This is a genomic window from Dolosigranulum pigrum ATCC 51524, from assembly GCF_000245815.1.
GTDB lineage: Bacteria > Bacillota > Bacilli > Lactobacillales > Carnobacteriaceae_A > Dolosigranulum > Dolosigranulum pigrum.
Genome location: NZ_JH601103.1, coordinates 768598 through 784520 on the forward strand (window position 1 = coordinate 768598; position 15923 = coordinate 784520).

19 protein-coding genes and 1 pseudogene are annotated in these 15923 nt (G+C 36.0%); 14 read left to right on the forward strand and 6 right to left on the reverse strand.

Translation table 11 applies throughout. The features are described from left to right. Positions 1 to 179: 179 nt before the first annotated feature. The 8 genes from HMPREF9703_RS03480 to rhaD all read left to right on the forward strand — a co-directional run bounded on the left by HMPREF9703_RS03480 (position 180) and on the right by rhaD (position 5707). Positions 180 to 389 carry a helix-turn-helix domain-containing protein gene (locus HMPREF9703_RS03480; RefSeq protein ID WP_004635654.1) on the forward strand — a complete coding sequence of 70 codons (210 nt, stop codon included), beginning with the start codon at positions 180 to 182 and terminating at the stop codon, positions 387 to 389. Between the two features lie 192 nt (positions 390 to 581). Continuing rightward, entirely contained in the window at positions 582 to 935 is a 354-nt protein-coding gene (locus HMPREF9703_RS09125) for a hypothetical protein (RefSeq protein WP_218914818.1), read from the forward strand. Next, positions 898 to 1305, forward strand: coding sequence for a Na+/H+ antiporter NhaC family protein (locus tag HMPREF9703_RS09130; protein ID WP_004635658.1), 408 nt, complete (start codon positions 898 to 900; stop codon positions 1303 to 1305). The genes HMPREF9703_RS09125 and HMPREF9703_RS09130 overlap by 38 nt, the downstream gene beginning before the upstream one ends. Before the next feature lie 631 nt (positions 1306 to 1936). Then, positions 1937 to 2677, forward strand: a complete 741-nt coding sequence (locus HMPREF9703_RS03495; RefSeq protein ID WP_004635659.1) for a DeoR/GlpR family DNA-binding transcription regulator — start codon at positions 1937 to 1939, stop codon at positions 2675 to 2677. 65 nt (positions 2678 to 2742) lie between these two features. Then, a complete protein-coding gene (locus HMPREF9703_RS03500) occupies positions 2743 to 3201 on the forward strand; it encodes a PTS sugar transporter subunit IIA (RefSeq protein WP_004635661.1) in 459 nt (152 codons plus the stop codon). Between the two features lie 21 nt (positions 3202 to 3222). Beyond that, entirely contained in the window at positions 3223 to 3501 is a 279-nt protein-coding gene (locus HMPREF9703_RS03505) for a PTS sugar transporter subunit IIB (protein WP_004635663.1), read from the forward strand. Between the two features lie 26 nt (positions 3502 to 3527). Further along, positions 3528 to 4874 carry a PTS galactitol transporter subunit IIC gene (locus HMPREF9703_RS03510; protein WP_004635665.1) on the forward strand — a complete coding sequence of 449 codons (1347 nt, stop codon included), beginning with the start codon at positions 3528 to 3530 and terminating at the stop codon, positions 4872 to 4874. Between the two features lie 14 nt (positions 4875 to 4888). Beyond that, positions 4889 to 5707: a rhamnulose-1-phosphate aldolase gene (rhaD, locus tag HMPREF9703_RS03515; protein ID WP_004635666.1), complete on the forward strand. Its 819-nt coding sequence runs from the start codon at positions 4889 to 4891 to the stop codon at positions 5705 to 5707. 236 nt (positions 5708 to 5943) lie between these two features. Here rhaD and HMPREF9703_RS03520 read toward each other — a convergent pair. The 3 genes and pseudogenes from HMPREF9703_RS03520 to HMPREF9703_RS03525 all read right to left on the reverse strand — a co-directional run. Continuing rightward, positions 5944 to 6543 (reverse strand): annotated as a pseudogene (locus HMPREF9703_RS03520) (IS3 family transposase); the annotation flags it as partial. Further along, the gene (locus HMPREF9703_RS09285; protein WP_081476620.1) at positions 6480 to 6749 is read right to left on the reverse strand and encodes an IS3 family transposase; all 270 of its coding nucleotides are present in this window, start codon (positions 6747 to 6749) and stop codon (positions 6480 to 6482) included. The gene HMPREF9703_RS09285 and the pseudogene HMPREF9703_RS03520, both read right to left, overlap by 64 nt. A gap of 104 nt (positions 6750 to 6853) precedes the next feature. Further along, positions 6854 to 7342 (reverse strand): helix-turn-helix domain-containing protein, encoded by a 489-nt coding sequence (locus HMPREF9703_RS03525; protein WP_004635668.1) that lies wholly within the window; start codon positions 7340 to 7342, stop codon positions 6854 to 6856. A 104-nt stretch (positions 7343 to 7446) separates the two neighbouring features. Here HMPREF9703_RS03525 and HMPREF9703_RS03530 point away from each other — a divergent pair, with 104 nt between their 5' ends. Further along, complete coding sequence (locus tag HMPREF9703_RS03530) at positions 7447 to 7794, forward strand: PfkB family carbohydrate kinase (protein WP_004635670.1); 348 nt, start codon at positions 7447 to 7449, stop codon at positions 7792 to 7794. A gap of 55 nt (positions 7795 to 7849) precedes the next feature. Then, entirely contained in the window at positions 7850 to 10312 is a 2463-nt protein-coding gene (locus HMPREF9703_RS03535) for a glycosyl hydrolase family 95 catalytic domain-containing protein (protein ID WP_004635672.1), read from the forward strand. A gap of 274 nt (positions 10313 to 10586) precedes the next feature. Here the strand turns inward: HMPREF9703_RS03535 and lacB are convergent, their stop codons facing one another. The 3 genes from lacB to HMPREF9703_RS03550 are packed head-to-tail and all read right to left on the reverse strand — an operon-like array spanning position 10587 to position 12318. Further along, on the reverse strand, positions 10587 to 11102 hold the full coding sequence (gene lacB / locus HMPREF9703_RS03540; protein ID WP_004635674.1) for a galactose-6-phosphate isomerase subunit LacB: 516 nt from the start codon (positions 11100 to 11102) through the stop codon (positions 10587 to 10589). Positions 11103 to 11125: 23 nt separating this feature from the next. After that, entirely contained in the window at positions 11126 to 11554 is a 429-nt protein-coding gene (gene lacA, locus HMPREF9703_RS03545) for a galactose-6-phosphate isomerase subunit LacA (RefSeq protein WP_004635680.1), read from the reverse strand. Between the two features lie 14 nt (positions 11555 to 11568). Further along, the gene (locus HMPREF9703_RS03550) at positions 11569 to 12318 is read right to left on the reverse strand and encodes a DeoR/GlpR family DNA-binding transcription regulator (RefSeq protein ID WP_004635684.1); all 750 of its coding nucleotides are present in this window, start codon (positions 12316 to 12318) and stop codon (positions 11569 to 11571) included. A gap of 162 nt (positions 12319 to 12480) precedes the next feature. Between HMPREF9703_RS03550 and HMPREF9703_RS03555 the strand changes: the two genes are divergently transcribed. From HMPREF9703_RS03555 to lacD, 4 genes are all read left to right on the forward strand, one after another. Continuing rightward, positions 12481 to 12960: a PTS sugar transporter subunit IIA gene (locus HMPREF9703_RS03555; RefSeq protein ID WP_004635685.1), complete on the forward strand. Its 480-nt coding sequence runs from the start codon at positions 12481 to 12483 to the stop codon at positions 12958 to 12960. 36 nt (positions 12961 to 12996) lie between these two features. Beyond that, the gene (locus HMPREF9703_RS03560; RefSeq protein WP_004635686.1) at positions 12997 to 13296 is read left to right on the forward strand and encodes a PTS sugar transporter subunit IIB; all 300 of its coding nucleotides are present in this window, start codon (positions 12997 to 12999) and stop codon (positions 13294 to 13296) included. A 21-nt stretch (positions 13297 to 13317) separates the two neighbouring features. Continuing rightward, complete coding sequence (locus HMPREF9703_RS03565; protein ID WP_004635688.1) at positions 13318 to 14772, forward strand: PTS galactitol transporter subunit IIC; 1455 nt, start codon at positions 13318 to 13320, stop codon at positions 14770 to 14772. Between the two features lie 93 nt (positions 14773 to 14865). Then, the gene (gene lacD, locus HMPREF9703_RS03570) at positions 14866 to 15867 is read left to right on the forward strand and encodes a tagatose-bisphosphate aldolase (RefSeq protein WP_004635689.1); all 1002 of its coding nucleotides are present in this window, start codon (positions 14866 to 14868) and stop codon (positions 15865 to 15867) included. Positions 15868 to 15923 lie beyond the last annotated feature (56 nt).

A 15923-nucleotide genomic window follows, 5' to 3' on the forward strand; every position in this document is an offset into this window, starting at 1 on the left:
ATAATTGAATCGTTTGCAAGGGATCTGAACGGTATCCGGTTCCCTAGTTGTAACCGACAGTTTGAATGATGTCAACTCCTTCCTAAGTGATACGGAAAAAGTCTGGTCCTAGATACGGAAAATATTTGCTATACTATAAATAGTTAATTAAGAAATTAATAAGATTGTGAGGTGAGTATATGCTGAATAAGCGAGAGCGGAGCTTACTTGAGGTATTTATCGAACACCCAAACACCTATCTAACAAGTAAAGAATTAGCCGGCATTGTAGGGATAAGTGATCGTACCGCTCGAAAATATATTAAAACATTAATGAATGAGATAAAAGTACATGGAGCTGACATAGAAGCTAAGCAAGGATTAGGGTCCTTCATTGTAAAATTAAAATAGAAATTTAAAAGGGTCATCTGTGGTACAATCATCCTATATCAACCCTCTAAGAAGAATAGGAGATGCACCACCATGACCCACACCAATCTTACCATAAATGAACTGGTTTGCATAGATGCTTATGCCGAAAATGGCATGAAAGGCTACAAAATAGCCCAAAAGATCAAACGATCTCCTCAGAAAGTGTATGATGTGCTCAACGCCATAAAGTCAGGTAAGTCTGTCAAGGACTACTATGAACAAACGCAAGAGAATATGAAGCGTCGCGGTGCCAAGCGAAAAGACTTATTCGATGACGATTTATCCTATGTGACGGACAAAGTCAGTCAAGGATGGACACCAGACGTTATTATTGGACGAGGAGAACGTCAACTCAACATGTCTTCCAAAACTTTATATAGACGATTTATAGTTGAATCAACTTTGAATGGATTTAATGTGGGTATGTTGAGATATGATGAAACGTTAGTACTACCAGAGATAGTAAGTTTATTACACAGCGGGAACAATGTTGGTCACTGGGGCTTTAGATGTATTAATATCTAAATTAGTTGAAAAAATATCTAATACTTTCCAATTAGTAGCATCTACTATATTAATTTACTTAGTCACGACTGATGTCACAAGCAATGGGCAGGTATCAATTTTAATGCCTGGTGAGGTGTTAAAAAATGTTTATAAAAAGAAAGGGCTTCATCCAAAGGTATTGTCAAGAACTTTGGAGGATTCCGTATCATGTGTTGAATGTCTAATTCCATGGACAGCAGCAGGTGCTTATATGGCTGCGACATTGGGAGTTCTTACTCTTACTTATCTTCCTTTTGCTATATTAAATTACTCAGGTATATTTTTATCATTAATTTGGGCTGCAACTGGCATTGGTATTACAACTCTCAATAAAAGTACTAATCAGTAAATAATAGCTCTTTAACATTTAGTAGTCATATAGTAGTCATATTGTGTCCTCCAAAAAAGCTGGAGTTTTGAATAGTAACGATGAAGCACGTGATTGAGTGGCTTTTTTTCGATAATTGATCGGAGATAAGTCGCTCAATTTTATTTTTATTTGATTGTTAGCAAATGGCCCATGATTTAGAGGATTATTTGTATGTCAAAACTAGAAATTATCAAAGTAACACAGCCAAATATTTAATCCCACTCAAATTATAAGTGTAAAAACACGTAGATGGTTCCTTATTGTACATGACTGTATCTCCTTAGGTCATGGGTGCTTACTAGTCGACAGACTAGGTCCAACCTATGTTTTTTTAACTGTGCAATCAGCCAGCGCAATTCGTATGGATAATTTTAGCTGAAATCAATTCTTGAGATAACAAGGGGTAAATTTTTATGTATTTATTAACGATTGACTGCTTAAATCATTGTGATTAGCAGTTTATTTTTTGGTTTATTTCCCAAATGGGTACATCGAAAAAACTCTTTTTAAATAAGTTCTTGACATTTTGCAAGGGATAGAGTATTATGTGATTAGATAATAAACGAAAGCAAAATGAAAGTTAAAAATATTAGAATGAAAGTAAGATGATATGGATCAGATAGAACGACTTAATGCTATAAAAAAATATATATTTACTAATAAAAAGGTACGGACACTAGAAATAGCAAGTAAATTTAATATTTCAGAACAAACTGTTCGTAAAGATTTTAATATTCTGGAGGAAAAAAATTATATTAGACGAGTTCACGGTGGAGCTGTAAGTAAATCAACCTTTAATGAAAGATTGAATATAAATATAGATGTTAAAAAAAAATTATGTGAACGTGCAGCTTCATATGTGCACTATCGTAACACAATATATATTGATGGTGGAACAAGTTATTATCATTTAATTGACTTTATTCCCGATGATTATAATATAAGCATTATAACGCCAAGTTTACCTATTGCATTAAGAGTTATGGAGACTAGTAGTCACTCTGTTTATCTTCTAGGTGGGAAAGTTGATGGCACTACATTAGAGACAACCACTACAATTGATAATAGCTTGATTAAGGATATATATTTTGACATCATATTTTTAGGTGTTAGTGGATTTTCTAAAGATTTTGCGTTCACTGAAGATAATATACATACATTAAATATTAAAAGAAAAGTATGTAGTCAGTCTCTGAAGAAAATTATGGTTGCTACTAGTGATAAACAAAATAAAATAGCTTTTAAGAAATCTTTTGACACATCTGATATTGATGTATTTATTACTGAACAAAATATTAATGATGAAGTAAAAAAATACCTTGATAAGAAATTAAATCTTGTTTTAATTTAACTATCTTTTTAATTGAAAGGGGTGATATACACTTTTATCCAGTAAAAAAAGGAGGTGAAAATATAATGGAATTAAACACATTAGTATATTCTAATTTAGTGAATATTGAAAATAAATCTACTTCTTTAATAGACTTTTTCGAAAGCGCTAGCAGAGAGCTAGTAGAAGAGAATTTTGTTGAAGAATCTTTTTTTGAAGCAATACTAAGTAGAGAACAAATTTATCCAACTGGTTTAGTACTTGAAAATATAAATATTGCTATCCCACATACTGATGTAGATCACATAAAAAAACCATTTATCTATATTAATAAAATGGAAGATGATATAGAATTTACACAAATGGGATCAGATGATAAAAAGGTTATACCTGAATATGTAATAATTTTGGGTATAAAAGAGCCTAAGAAACAAGTAACATTACTTTCAACCTTAATTGAGTTATTTAATAATTCAAATTTTTTGGATGAATTACAGAATTGTAATAATAATGATGATCTTATTAAATTGTTTAAAAATAATTAAATTAAAAAAGGAGTTTTTCAAATGAAACAAATTATTGTAGCTTGTGGTTCTGGTGTAGCAACTTCTCAAACAGTGGCGTCTAAATTAGAAAAATTATTGAAAGAAAATAATGTTAAAGCAGATGTTGAAGCGGTTGATATGAAGTCCATTGAACAGTATGTGAAGGGTGCAGACGCTTATGTATCTATTGTAAATGATAAGAAGGATTATGGAATTCCTGTATTCAGTGGGATCCCATTCTTAACTGGTATGGGGCAGGAACAGGAACTCAAAAAAATAATCGATTTTTTAGAAGGATAGACTAAATATATAAAGGAGAAAAACCTATGGAATTTTTAGAAACTATCGTACAATATGTATTAGATTTAGGAGCTCCTGTATTCGTACCATTGATAATGTTAATTATTGGTTTATCAATGAGAATGAAATTTAAAGATGCTTTTACAGCAGCGCTAACACTAGGAGTTGCTTTTACTGGAATGGGAATCCTTATTGAGTTTATGATGACATCAATGGGAGGTGCAGCTGAGTCAATGGCAGCTAATACAGGAATTAGCCTTCCTGCTGTTGACATTGGATGGCCAGGTATGGCTTCTATAAGTTGGGCATGGCCATATGCATTCGTACTTTTCCCAATACAAATTATTGTTAATATTTTAATGTTAGTTACTAAGCAAACAAAAACTTTGAATGTAGATATGTGGAATGTATGGAATAAAATATTCACTGCTGTTTTAATTGCATACTTTACAGGTTCAATTTGGTTAGGATTTTTAGCCGGAGCTATAATTGTATTTTTAGAGTTGAAATTAGGGGATGTATTTGCTCCTGAAGTTGAACGTTTAACAGGAATTCCTGGAGTTACGGTTCCTCACTTTATAGCTCTAATAGCTGTAATTCTTTACCCTATTGATGAATTGTTGAAGAAAATTCCATTTTTTAGAAAAGAATTTGATGCTGAAGCATTGCGTAATAAAATAGGTATTTTTGGGGAAAACTCAGTAATGGGGGGGATTATTGGGGTATTACTTGGATTTGCTGGAGGTTATAGTGTCTCGGAGGCTCTTACTTTAGGGGTTCAAGCTGCTACTGCGTTAGTATTATTCCCGATGGTATCTAAATTATTCTCTAAAGCGTTATCACCAATTTCTGATGCTGTTTCTGAATTTATGCGACAAAAATACGGAAATAGTGAAATATTTATCGGCTTAGATTGGCCTATACTTGGTGGACGTAATGAGTTATGGGTAGCAGTTATTATTACTATCCCATTTTTACTGTTCTTTTCAGTAATCTTACCCGGAAATATTGTACTTCCATTTGCAGGAATTATTAACTTATCATTTGTCGTTGGAGCATTACTACTCACTAATGGTAATTTAGTTAGAATGATTATTCATGGAATTATCACTGCTCCATTATTCTTGTATGCAGCCACGTACTTCGCTCCATATATTACTAGATTAGGTCAAGAAACAGGAACTATTGGTGTAGAATCAAATGAAATGATTTCATGGAGTACATTTGAAGGTCCAGACTTAAGATATTTGATTGCTAATTCATTTAATGGTGACATTGTAGCTATCATACTCTTTGTTGGTTGGTTAGTATTGTTTTATCTTTTATTGAAAAATAGACAAAAACGAAATGAAAGGTTATCTGAAGAAAATTAAAATGGAGGTAAATTATGACAGTATCCTTTGAGCAATCTAAAATTGTCGTTGATCTTATTAATACAACCTACGATATGTGGAAAAAAGGTTGGGATGAGAGTAATGGCGGAAATATTAGCATCATATTAAATGAAGATAATATTGACATGTTACCATCTGATAAAAACAGTAATTTTAATGAATTTAATGATATTCCTGAAAATCTCATTGGTAAATATATTTTAATTACAGCTTCTGGAAGTCAATTTAGAACAATAAAATCAAGAATTTCGACAGGAATTGTAGAAGATATTGGAGTAATACGAATAAAAAGAGAGGGGTATGATGTCGTATGGGGATTTGAAAATAACCATAAACCTACAAGTGAGTTATATATGCATCTTCTTTCCCATAGTACTCGTCTTGCACAAGATAATAATCATAGAGTAGTAGTTCACAATCATGCTAACAATGCAACTGCGTTTTCACATACCGTAGAACCCAATGATTCTGCCTACACATTACCACTTTGGAAAATATTAACGGAAAGCATTGTTGTTTTTCCAGATGGTGTAGGAGTTCTCCCATGGGAATTACCAGGCACATTAAATATTGGTTTGAAAACTGCTGAAAAATTAAAACGATGTAGAATTGTTGTCTGGACGTTTCATGGTATTCTTGCTACTGGTAAAAATTTCCAAGATTGTTTTGGATTGATTGAAACAGTAGATAAGGCAGCTGAATTATACATGTTGACTAATAATATTCGCAAATTTGAGGGGTTAACAGTTGATAATATTAAGGAAGTCTGTGATACTTTAGGGGTAAATCCTAGAGAAGAAATCTTTTTATAAAATAAGTGTAAATATTTCTTCAACACTTAAATGTTGATAATGATAAAATCAACTCATTGATAACTGGAGGAAATGTTTGAATTTAGCTGTTGCATGAGGTTGAAAGATAAATTTCATTCTACAACTTTTGGTGTTGGTGAGAAAGTTTCTTCGTTAGCACATCTTTATACGTTAAACTAAAAACATGTAAGATTTCTGATGTGACCCCCAAAAGTTGGAGCTTTGAATAGTGATGATTAAGTGGCTTGTTTCCGGTAATTGACCGGAGATAAGCCGCTCAATTTTACTTTTATCCGATCGTTATTGTAGAAATGAATGTAATTTTCAATTCTGCACTTGAGATCACTAAAAGACATTTTATCTTGACCATAATACATTTCTTGCTTTAAGAGCCCAAAGAAATTCTCCATCGGTGAATTATCAAGGCAGTTCCCCTTCCGAAACATGCTTTGATAAATACCATGCTCCTTTAAACAATTGATCCATGCATGATGTTGATAATGCCACCCCTGATCACTGTGGATCGTTGTACGATAAGGGGCATGGCGTTCAATACGAGAAATCGCTTCTGTTAGCGGCTCTAGGGCAATATCTAATGTTGGACGTTTCGCGATCTTAAAGGCAATAATTTCGCTATTATATAAATCCATTATCGGACTTAGGTATAGTTTTTCATCCTTGAGACACTTAAATTCTGTGAAATCGGTGACCAATTTTTGTAGTGGAACGGATGTCATGAATCGTCGATTCACCCGATTGCTGGCTACCTTCCTTACTTTCCCTTTATAGGAATTATAACGACGACTTTTATGGAAAATTTCATACATTTGATACCCAGCTTCTGCATAAGACGTTGGACTCGTTTATGATTTACACAGTACCTCAGGTTTCTTAAGGCGAGCGTTATTCGTCGATAGCCGTATGTCTCGTTTGAATCGTTAAAATTTTTTTGAATAAGCTGTTCAAGCGGATGATCTTTTGGGTCATTTGCTTTTTGGGCCATATAATAGTGATACGTTGATGCCGGTAAATCAATAACCATTAAGACATCTTTTAAGCGAAAGTGATCTTCAGTTAGCTCAAAGGCTATTCTTGATTGTTGTCTTTGCGAGGGTCGCTCAATCCCCGCTCTCTCAACTTTTTTAATTAGGCTAACTCAATCTTTAATAAATTATTTTCTTCTCGTAATTGTGCATTCTCACGAGCTACTTGATCTGTTTTTTGCTTTGGCTGTGTTGTTTTCTGGTTAGACGAACGTGATGATTTAGGCATTTTGGGTGGACTCCCTATCGGCTTATTTAGACGTTGTGCGCCTCCTTCCATAAATAGCCGTTTCCAATTCGCTATAATAGAGGGTTCGCCTATGCCAAAGGCGTTAGCCGTCTCTTTATAGGAAGCGCCAGTCTCTAGCTTAAATTTTAATACATTAAGCTTGAAACGTAAAGTATATTTCTTTTTTGTCTTCTTTCGTTTTAGCCCAGCTTCCCTATAAAGTTGATACTGATTGACCCAATTTTTAATAAGTTGAACGCTAGATACATCATATTTTTTAGCCAGCAGACGATAGCCTAATGGACCATCAAGATATGCTTGGACAATATTTAATTTAAACGGGTATGAATATGTTTTGGACATAAATGAACCCCCGAAAATTAGAATAATTTACTCTAACTTTTGAGGGTCAGTACATTTCCTTTAAAATGAAGTCAGTAAAACAAAAAGTAAGGTAGAAATAGAATATGCATAAATCAAATATTTCAATTCTGAAAAAACAATTGTCAAGTGGGGAGTTAGCTGATATTAAGTGGATCGTAATTTCATTAGGAGCAGACGGTGCATTGGCAAAATATGATGACACTTTTTATCGCGTTCGAATTCCGAGCTTAGATGTGGTTAACCCGGTTGGATCAGGTGATTCAACGATTGCTGGATTTGCGTTAGCTATGGATCGTGATGATTCACCAGTTGATATTTTGAAGACTGGGATGGTAACGGGTATGCTGAATGCATTAGAAGAAACAACAGGAAGCGTTAATCCTGAACGTTTTGATGAATTCTTCAAGCAAGTAGAAGTTGAAGAAATTTAATGTAGATTTAATTTGCTAAATTAAGTCACAAAAAGGAGAAAATGAAAAGGTAGATATGATGAACAATCAATTGCATTATGGTAAGCCAGCTGAAAATAGCTACAAAGGTTGGGAGCATGAAGCTTTGCCTGTTGGTAATGGTACGATGGGGAGTAAGGTATTTGGTTGGGTCGGACGTGAACGTATCCAATTCAATGAGAAAACGTTATGGTCTGGGGGACCTAAACCAGGTGATGACTCGTATAATGGTGGTAATTTAGAAGGCAAACATAGCGTATTACCGGAAATTCGTCAAGCATTGGAAGATGGGAATACAGAAAAAGCGAAGCAGTTAGCAGAAGAACACTTAGTTGGTCCTAATTCTCCTGAATATGGTCGCTACCTTTCATTTGGTGATATATATCTTGACTTCACTAATCAAAGTAAAGAATTAGAATCTGTGACAGACTATAAGCGTGTATTAGATATGGATACAGCCACTACAAGTGTTCGTTATAAAGAAGATGGAACAACTTTCAAACGCGATACGTTTATTTCTCATCCGGACAAAGTAATGGTTACACATCTATCTAAAGAAGGAGACAAACCGCTCGAATTTAATGCAGGGTTATATCTGACGAAAGAATTAGTGGATGGTGGTTCAAATCATGTTAACCATTATGCTGAAAAAGAATCAGACTACAAACAAGCGACAGTAGAATATACCGAAAAAGGTGCTTTATTAAAAGGAACTGTCCGTGATAATGGGCTGGAATTTGCTTCGTATATGGAAATTGATACAGATGGAGTAATTGAAGTTCTAGATGGCTATTTGCGTGTGACAGGAGCAACTTATGCAACACTTATGACGCATGCTGTTACTAATTATGCGCAAAACCCTGAAACAAATTATCGCGATACTACAATGGATGTAGCGGAAGTAGCACAAAGCACGGTTCAACAAGCTATAGACAAGACGTATGAACAAGTGAAGGTAGATCACATCAATGATCATCAAGACTTATTCCACCGAGTGCAGCTGGACTTAGGAGCTAAGACATCCGCATTATTTACAGATGACTTATTAGCCACTTATGATAAACAAGATGGTCGCGCGTTAGAAGAATTATTCTATCAATATGGTCGCTACTTATTGATTACTTCATCACGACCAGGTAAAAATGCTCTCCCAGCTAACTTACAAGGGGTGTGGAATGCCGTCGATAACCCTGCTTGGAACTCAGATTATCATATGAATGTTAATCTACAAATGAATTATTGGCCAGCTTATAGCGCCAATATGGCTGAAACAGCTCTTCCATTGATTAATTTTGTTGATGATCTGAGATACTATGGTAGAGTGGCTGCCAGTGAGTATGCCAATATTACTTCCAAAGAGGGAGAAGAAAATGGTTGGTTAGCTCATACGCAAGTAACTCCATTTGGCTGGACTACGCCGGGCTGGAATTATTACTGGGGTTGGTCACCAGCAGCCAACGCGTGGATTATGCAAAATGTATATGAATACTACCGCTATACGCAAGATAAAGAGTTTTTACAAGAGAAAATTTATCCAATGTTGAAAGAAACGGCTAAGTTTTGGAATCAGTTCTTACACTACGATGAAGCGAGTGATCGTTGGGTATCATCTCCATCTTACTCTCCGGAACATGGAACAATTACAATTGGTAATACATTCGATCAGTCACTCGTATGGCAATTATTCCATGATTTTAAAGAAGCAACAGAGGTATTGCGCGATGTAGAAGGGTTTAGACCGGATGATACATTGTTAGCAGAGATATCTGAGAAATTTGCTAAACTCAAACCGCTTCATATCAATAATGACGGACATATTAAGGAATGGTATGAGGAAGATACAGATGCATTTACGGGGGAAAAAGTTGAGAAACACCATCGTCATGTCTCTGAATTAGTTGGATTATTCCCAGGTACATTATTCTCTAAAGATAATCCAGATTATATGGAAGCGGCAAAAGCGACACTTAATCATCGTGGGGATGGCGGAACAGGTTGGGCAAAAGCCAATAAAATTAATTTGTGGGCAAGGTTGTTAGACGGCAATCGGGCACATCATCTCTTGTCAGAGCAGTTAAGACAGTCAACGTTGAATAATTTATGGGATACGCATCCACCGTTCCAAATTGATGGAAACTTCGGGGCAACAAGTGGAATAACAGAAATGTTGCTCCAATCACACGATGGCTATATTGCTCCGTTGCCAGCATTACCAGATGTATGGAAGGACGGATCTGTTAAAGGACTTAAGGCACGTGGAAATGTTGAAGTGGCAATGAATTGGAAAAATTCAACACTATATGAACTGCAATTAACAGCTCATTCTGGTGGTTTACTAACAATTGATTATCCTAATATCCATAACTGGACAGCTACTGTAAACGGTAAATTAGTAGAGCATCAGATGGTAAAAGATAATCGCATAGCCATTAATACTCAAAAGGGAGATAATGTTGTTTTGAAATTTATTTCTTCTGAAGCATTACCTGAACGAAAATAATACTGTAGAATCTACTTGTGCCTTTATTAACGCTGAAGATGCAGTCCACCGCGGTTCATTGGGCTACTTCACTACCTTAGAACAAGCCGAACGTCGGATTCGTCACTTCGCTAATGAGAAAGGTTACACGCTCCTAAACCTCCGTATTGAAGACGGAAAATTTGTGGCTGATGTGAAAGAATAACAGAGAATCAACTGTAAATAGATATTATTGTAATATAAACAAGCTTTGCCAACATATGGCAAGGCTTGTTTGGGTTATATAAAATGAAATTTAGTCGTGGTAGTAACCTTCGTCCCATTTTTGAAGATATTCATCAAATTGATGTGGATCGAAGTCAGTTGAACGTCCTTCTTCCAATTTAGCAATACCGTCAATTAGAGCTTTGTTTTCAGTAGTTTCTTCATAGTCTTGGCCTAAGAAAGCATCAATCATGTCTTTCATAATTAAACCACCTACAATTTTACCACCAAATCCGATGATATTAGCATCTAGTTCACGGCGAGCGTAAAGTGCGGTCATTAAGTCACGGACGAGAGCCACACGGGTGCCAGGAATTTTATTTGCGGCATTAGTAATTCCAACACCTGTACCACAGATGACAATTCCTTTATCAACTTTACCAGAAGAAACAAGTTCTCCCACTTTTTTACCAAAGATTGGGTAGTGGGTACGCTGGAATCCATAAGTTCCAACATCAATTACATCATGTCCTTGTTCTCTTAAGTAATCAGCCATCTCAATTTTAATATCAGTAACAATATGGTCGCAACCAATTGCAATTTTCATATATTTATCCTCCTATAATTCTCTTAGCACAAATCATTCAGCATATCGACACGAACTTGGTGACGTCCACCATCGTAGTCAGCTTTTAAGAATTCATTGGTAATGCTTTTGGCCATTTCATCAGCCACTAAGTCACTACCTAATGTAATCATACGGGCATTGTTGTGTTCGCGCGTCATGTAAGCAGAACGTTCATCGGAAATTTCTGCGACGACGACACCTTTATATTTGCTGGCAGCCATAAAACTACCGATTCCCATTTTGTCAATTGCAATTGCTTGGGCATCTTCATCCTCACGCATGGCTTGAACAATTTTGTCTGCAGATTCTAGAAAAGTTTCAGCAGGTTCTTCTGTCACATCAAGTACGTCATAATTTTCTGTTTCTAAATATTCTTTGATAACTTCCTTTAGACGGAATCCGTCCTTGTCTGCTCCTAAAATAACTTTCATATGAGTCCCTCCGTTTAAATAATATCAATTATGGATTGGTAATGTTTGACTAGACTATCTTCAATTTGATTATCTGTAATAATATAATCGGCATCTTCTAAGGTGAAGAAGTGGTAGAAATCCTTACGATTGAATTTCGAGTGATCAGCAATAATGTAGCGGGTAGTCGCATTGTTGAAGACAAGCTGTTGGGTCAACCCTTCACTCTCATGGGCTGTATACATTCCTTGTTCTGTAATTCCATTGACTCCGATGAAGGCCTTCTGTACATGAATGCCTTGGATAAAGTCATTCGCTATCGTGCCGACAAAACATCCCGTAATTTCTCGAAACGATCCACCGATTAAAATTAATTCAATATTAGGTTTTGTTTTCAACTGATTGAATAGATAAAATGAATTTGTAATGATCTTGGCTTTGTCGACATTAAGGTACTTGTGAGTTAACTCAATAGTTGTGCCAGCACCTAAAAACACAGTATCATTTGTTTTTATTTCAGCAGCAATTTTTTGCGCAATTTGCTCTTTGGCTTCGATATTGACGTTTACTTTATCACTGTGACTTAACTCATTATGGCTAGTATCAGGAACCTTTTTAGCTCCACCGTGTACTCGAATTAAGGCACCGCGACTTTCCAGATCTTGTAGATCACGTCGAATTGTCATATCTGTTACATCAAGTTGTTTTGTGATATCAGACACGCGGACAATATCTTTTTTATCTAGTTCTTCAACAATAAAATTCAATCGCTCTTCTTTGATCATAAAGTCACCTCCTGTTTATAAATGTTTGTTCTTGTATATTATACATTATATTAAACGGTTTATTTTTTGTCAAATTTATGAATTTTACTTGACATTTACGTGGAATCGTTTTATTATTAGGTTAGCAAACAAAAATAAACAGAAAGAGAGGCGAAATAAACATTGAGCGAAGGAATTAAGCAATTTTTCAAAGAAGATTTAGTTCTTCAAAGTTCAGCATCAACCAAAGAAGACGTTTTTAAGGAAGTTGGTGAGCTGCTTTATAGCAAAGGGTATGTGAAGGAATCATTTACTGAAGGCTTGTTAGAGCGAGAACAGGATTTTCCTACGGGGCTAGATTTATCAGCTGTTATTGAAGGAAATACGACGAATGTGGCTATTCCACATACGGAAGCTCATCACTGCTTAGATAAAGTTGTACTATTCGTTCAACTAGAGAAGCCATTAACGTTTAACAATATGATAAAACCTACTGAACAATTAGAGGTGAAGTATTTGTTTGTTATTGTCAATAATGATGGTGGGAATCAGACAAATATCTTATCGAACTTAATGGACTTCTTAACGAAAAAAGAAAATATCGAGAAGATGGATAGCTCAGAGTCACCTGAAGCAATTTTCCAATTTTTGACAGAAGAATAAATATATACATCAAATAATACAAAGGAGATGGAACAAATGATTAAAATTTTAGCAGCATGTGGAGCCGGAATTAACTCAAGTCACCAAATTAAGACAGCCATTGAGAACGAGATGAAAGAACGCGGCCATAAAGTACAGGTTGATGCAGTTGTAGTAAAAGATATCAATAAAGAAATGATGGACAAATACGATATCTTCACACCGATTTCACACACAAAATTCAGCTTCGATGTTAATATTCCAGAAGTTGAAGCTGGACCAATTCTATACCGTATGCCAGCGATGTCGAAACCAGTTTTTGATCAAATTGAAGAAGAAATCAAAAAATTAAGTTAAAAATAAAAGGAGGGAATTATCATGCAAGGCATAATTGAATTTGCCAATAGTTTTTTCAGTCCATTCATTGAATTAGGTGGACCAGGCTTAATGTTTATCCTTATTTCACTATTTTCACTTGCATTAGGTGTTAGCCTAAGTAAGTCACTCGAGGGTGGTTTGAAATTAGGGATTGCCTTAACCGGAGTAGGTGCGGTTATTGGGATGTTGACCGACAACTTTGCGCCAGCACTACAAGCGTTCGTTAAATCAACCGGGATTGAGTTGCCTATTATTGATGTGGGTTGGGCGCCGCTTGCAACAATTACATGGGGGTCAGCTTATACGCTCTACTTCTTACTTGTTCTTATTATCGTTAATATTATCATGTTGAGTCTAAACTGGACAAAGACATTAGATGTTGATATTTTCAACTTCTGGCACTTATCTATTATCGGACTTCTTGTAATGTACTACTCAAACAATAACTTGTTCTTAGCAACAATCTTAGTTATTTTCTTAGGTGTATTGAAGTTCTTCAACTCAGATGTTATGAAACCAACATTTAATGACTTACTTGATATGCCGGAAGCTAACCCGACAACAACAACGCACTTGAACTTTATGTTAAATCCAGCAATCATGCTAATTGATCGTATTATTGATAAAATTTTCCCATTCATCGACAAGTACGATTTCGATGCAGCTGAATTGAATGATAAGATCGGTTTCTGGGGATCTAAATTTGCTATTGGTATTTACTTAGGAACAGTAATTGGTTTCTTAGGTATTGAAGATTGGGGAGCAGCATTTGCGAACCCAGAAGCAATAGGTCAAACCTTTAACAGTATTTTTGGTTTAGCATTTATTGGAGCAGCAGCACTTGAAATGTTCTCAATCGTTGGTCAATGGTTTATTGCAGCGATGGAACCACTATCTCAAGGAGTTACTGACTTCATGAGTAAACGATTCAATGATCGTCAAGTATACATCGGAATTGACTGGCCATTCGTTGCGGCTCGTCCAGAAATGTGGGCAGCAGCTAACGTGATCGCACCAATTATGTTAGTGATTGCGGTTATCTTACCGGGTAACGGTATCTTGCCACTCGGTGGTATTATTGCTATTGGTTTAACACCAGCATTGCTTGTTGTTTGCCGCGGTAAAATTTTACGTATGATTTTAATTGGAACACTTGCGGTGCCAATCTTCCTATGGTCAGGAACAGCTATTGCACCATTCGTTACAAACGTTGCCCAAAGCGTTGGAGCGATGCCTTCTGGAATTGAATCAGGTACGTTAATTACTCACTCAACTCTCGAAGGTCCCGTTGAAAAATTCATCGGTATTTTAGTAGGACAAGCTGGTTCTGGTGAAGTGACGGCTATTCTTTACGCGATTCTTGCAATGGCAGCATACAGTGCGCTATTCTACTGGTACTACAAACAAATGCAAAAACGTAATGAAGAATACAAACGTCAAGCAGAAGCTGAATAATAAAACGGTAAGCACAACAGGAACCAGTCCATCAAGGCTGGTTCTTATCCGTTACAATTTAACATGAAAGAAATATTAGGAGGAAATAGATTTATGAAAAAAATTAGCCAAGACAAATTAAATCATATTAAACAACTATCAACTGAGAAAGAATATATCTCCGCACTTGCAATCGATCAACGCGGTTCATTGAAGCGAATGATTAACAGTGCTGAAGGTGGCGTAGATGACATTCAAGCAGCTGTTGAAGAGTTCAAAGTAGGGATTTCTGAAGAATTAACGCCATATGCTTCATCAATCTTATTAGACCCTGAGTACGGCTTACCTGGAGCAGAAGCCCGTGATAGTAGCGCAGGTCTCTTGCTTGCTTACGAAAAAACAGGTTATGATGCGGATGAACCAGGCCGTCTACCGGACTTAATTGATGAGATGTCAGTGAAAAAAATTAAAGAACTCGGTGCAGATGCTGTTAAATTCCTCTTGTATTACGACGTTGATGAAGAGGGCAGTGTTAACGAATGGAAACATCGCTTCACCGAACGAATTGGTTCTGAATGTGAGGCTGAAGGCATTCCATTCTTCTTAGAAATTGTTTCTTATGATGCGAATAATGATGATGCAAAAGGGAAAGAATACGCTAAAGTTAAACCGCACAAAGTGAACGAAGCGATGAAAGAATTTTCGAAAGACCGTTACAATGTCGATGTCTTGAAAGTGGAAGTACCAGTAAACATGCACTATGTAGAAGGGTTTGGCGATAGCGATGAATTCGTCTATACCCAAGAAGAAGCCAAAGAACACTTCCGAGCACAAGATGAATCAACGGACTTACCGTACATTTACTTGAGTGCCGGTGTATCTGCTCAATTATTCAATGAGACATTAGAATTTGCCCACAAAGCAGGGGCTAAATTCAACGGTGTTCTCTGTGGTCGTGCGACTTGGAAATATTCAGTTGACGCTTACGTTGAAGGAGGAGACAGCCAATCTCGCGAATGGTTAAAAGATAAAGGGGTACAAAACATTACTGCCTTGAATGAAGTCCTTGAGCGTACAGCAACTCCATGGACAGACTTGTTTGAAGTGAAGGAATAAAAGATATTAGTAATAAAAAGAGCAATCTCATTTCGGGATTGCTCTTTTATCATTAT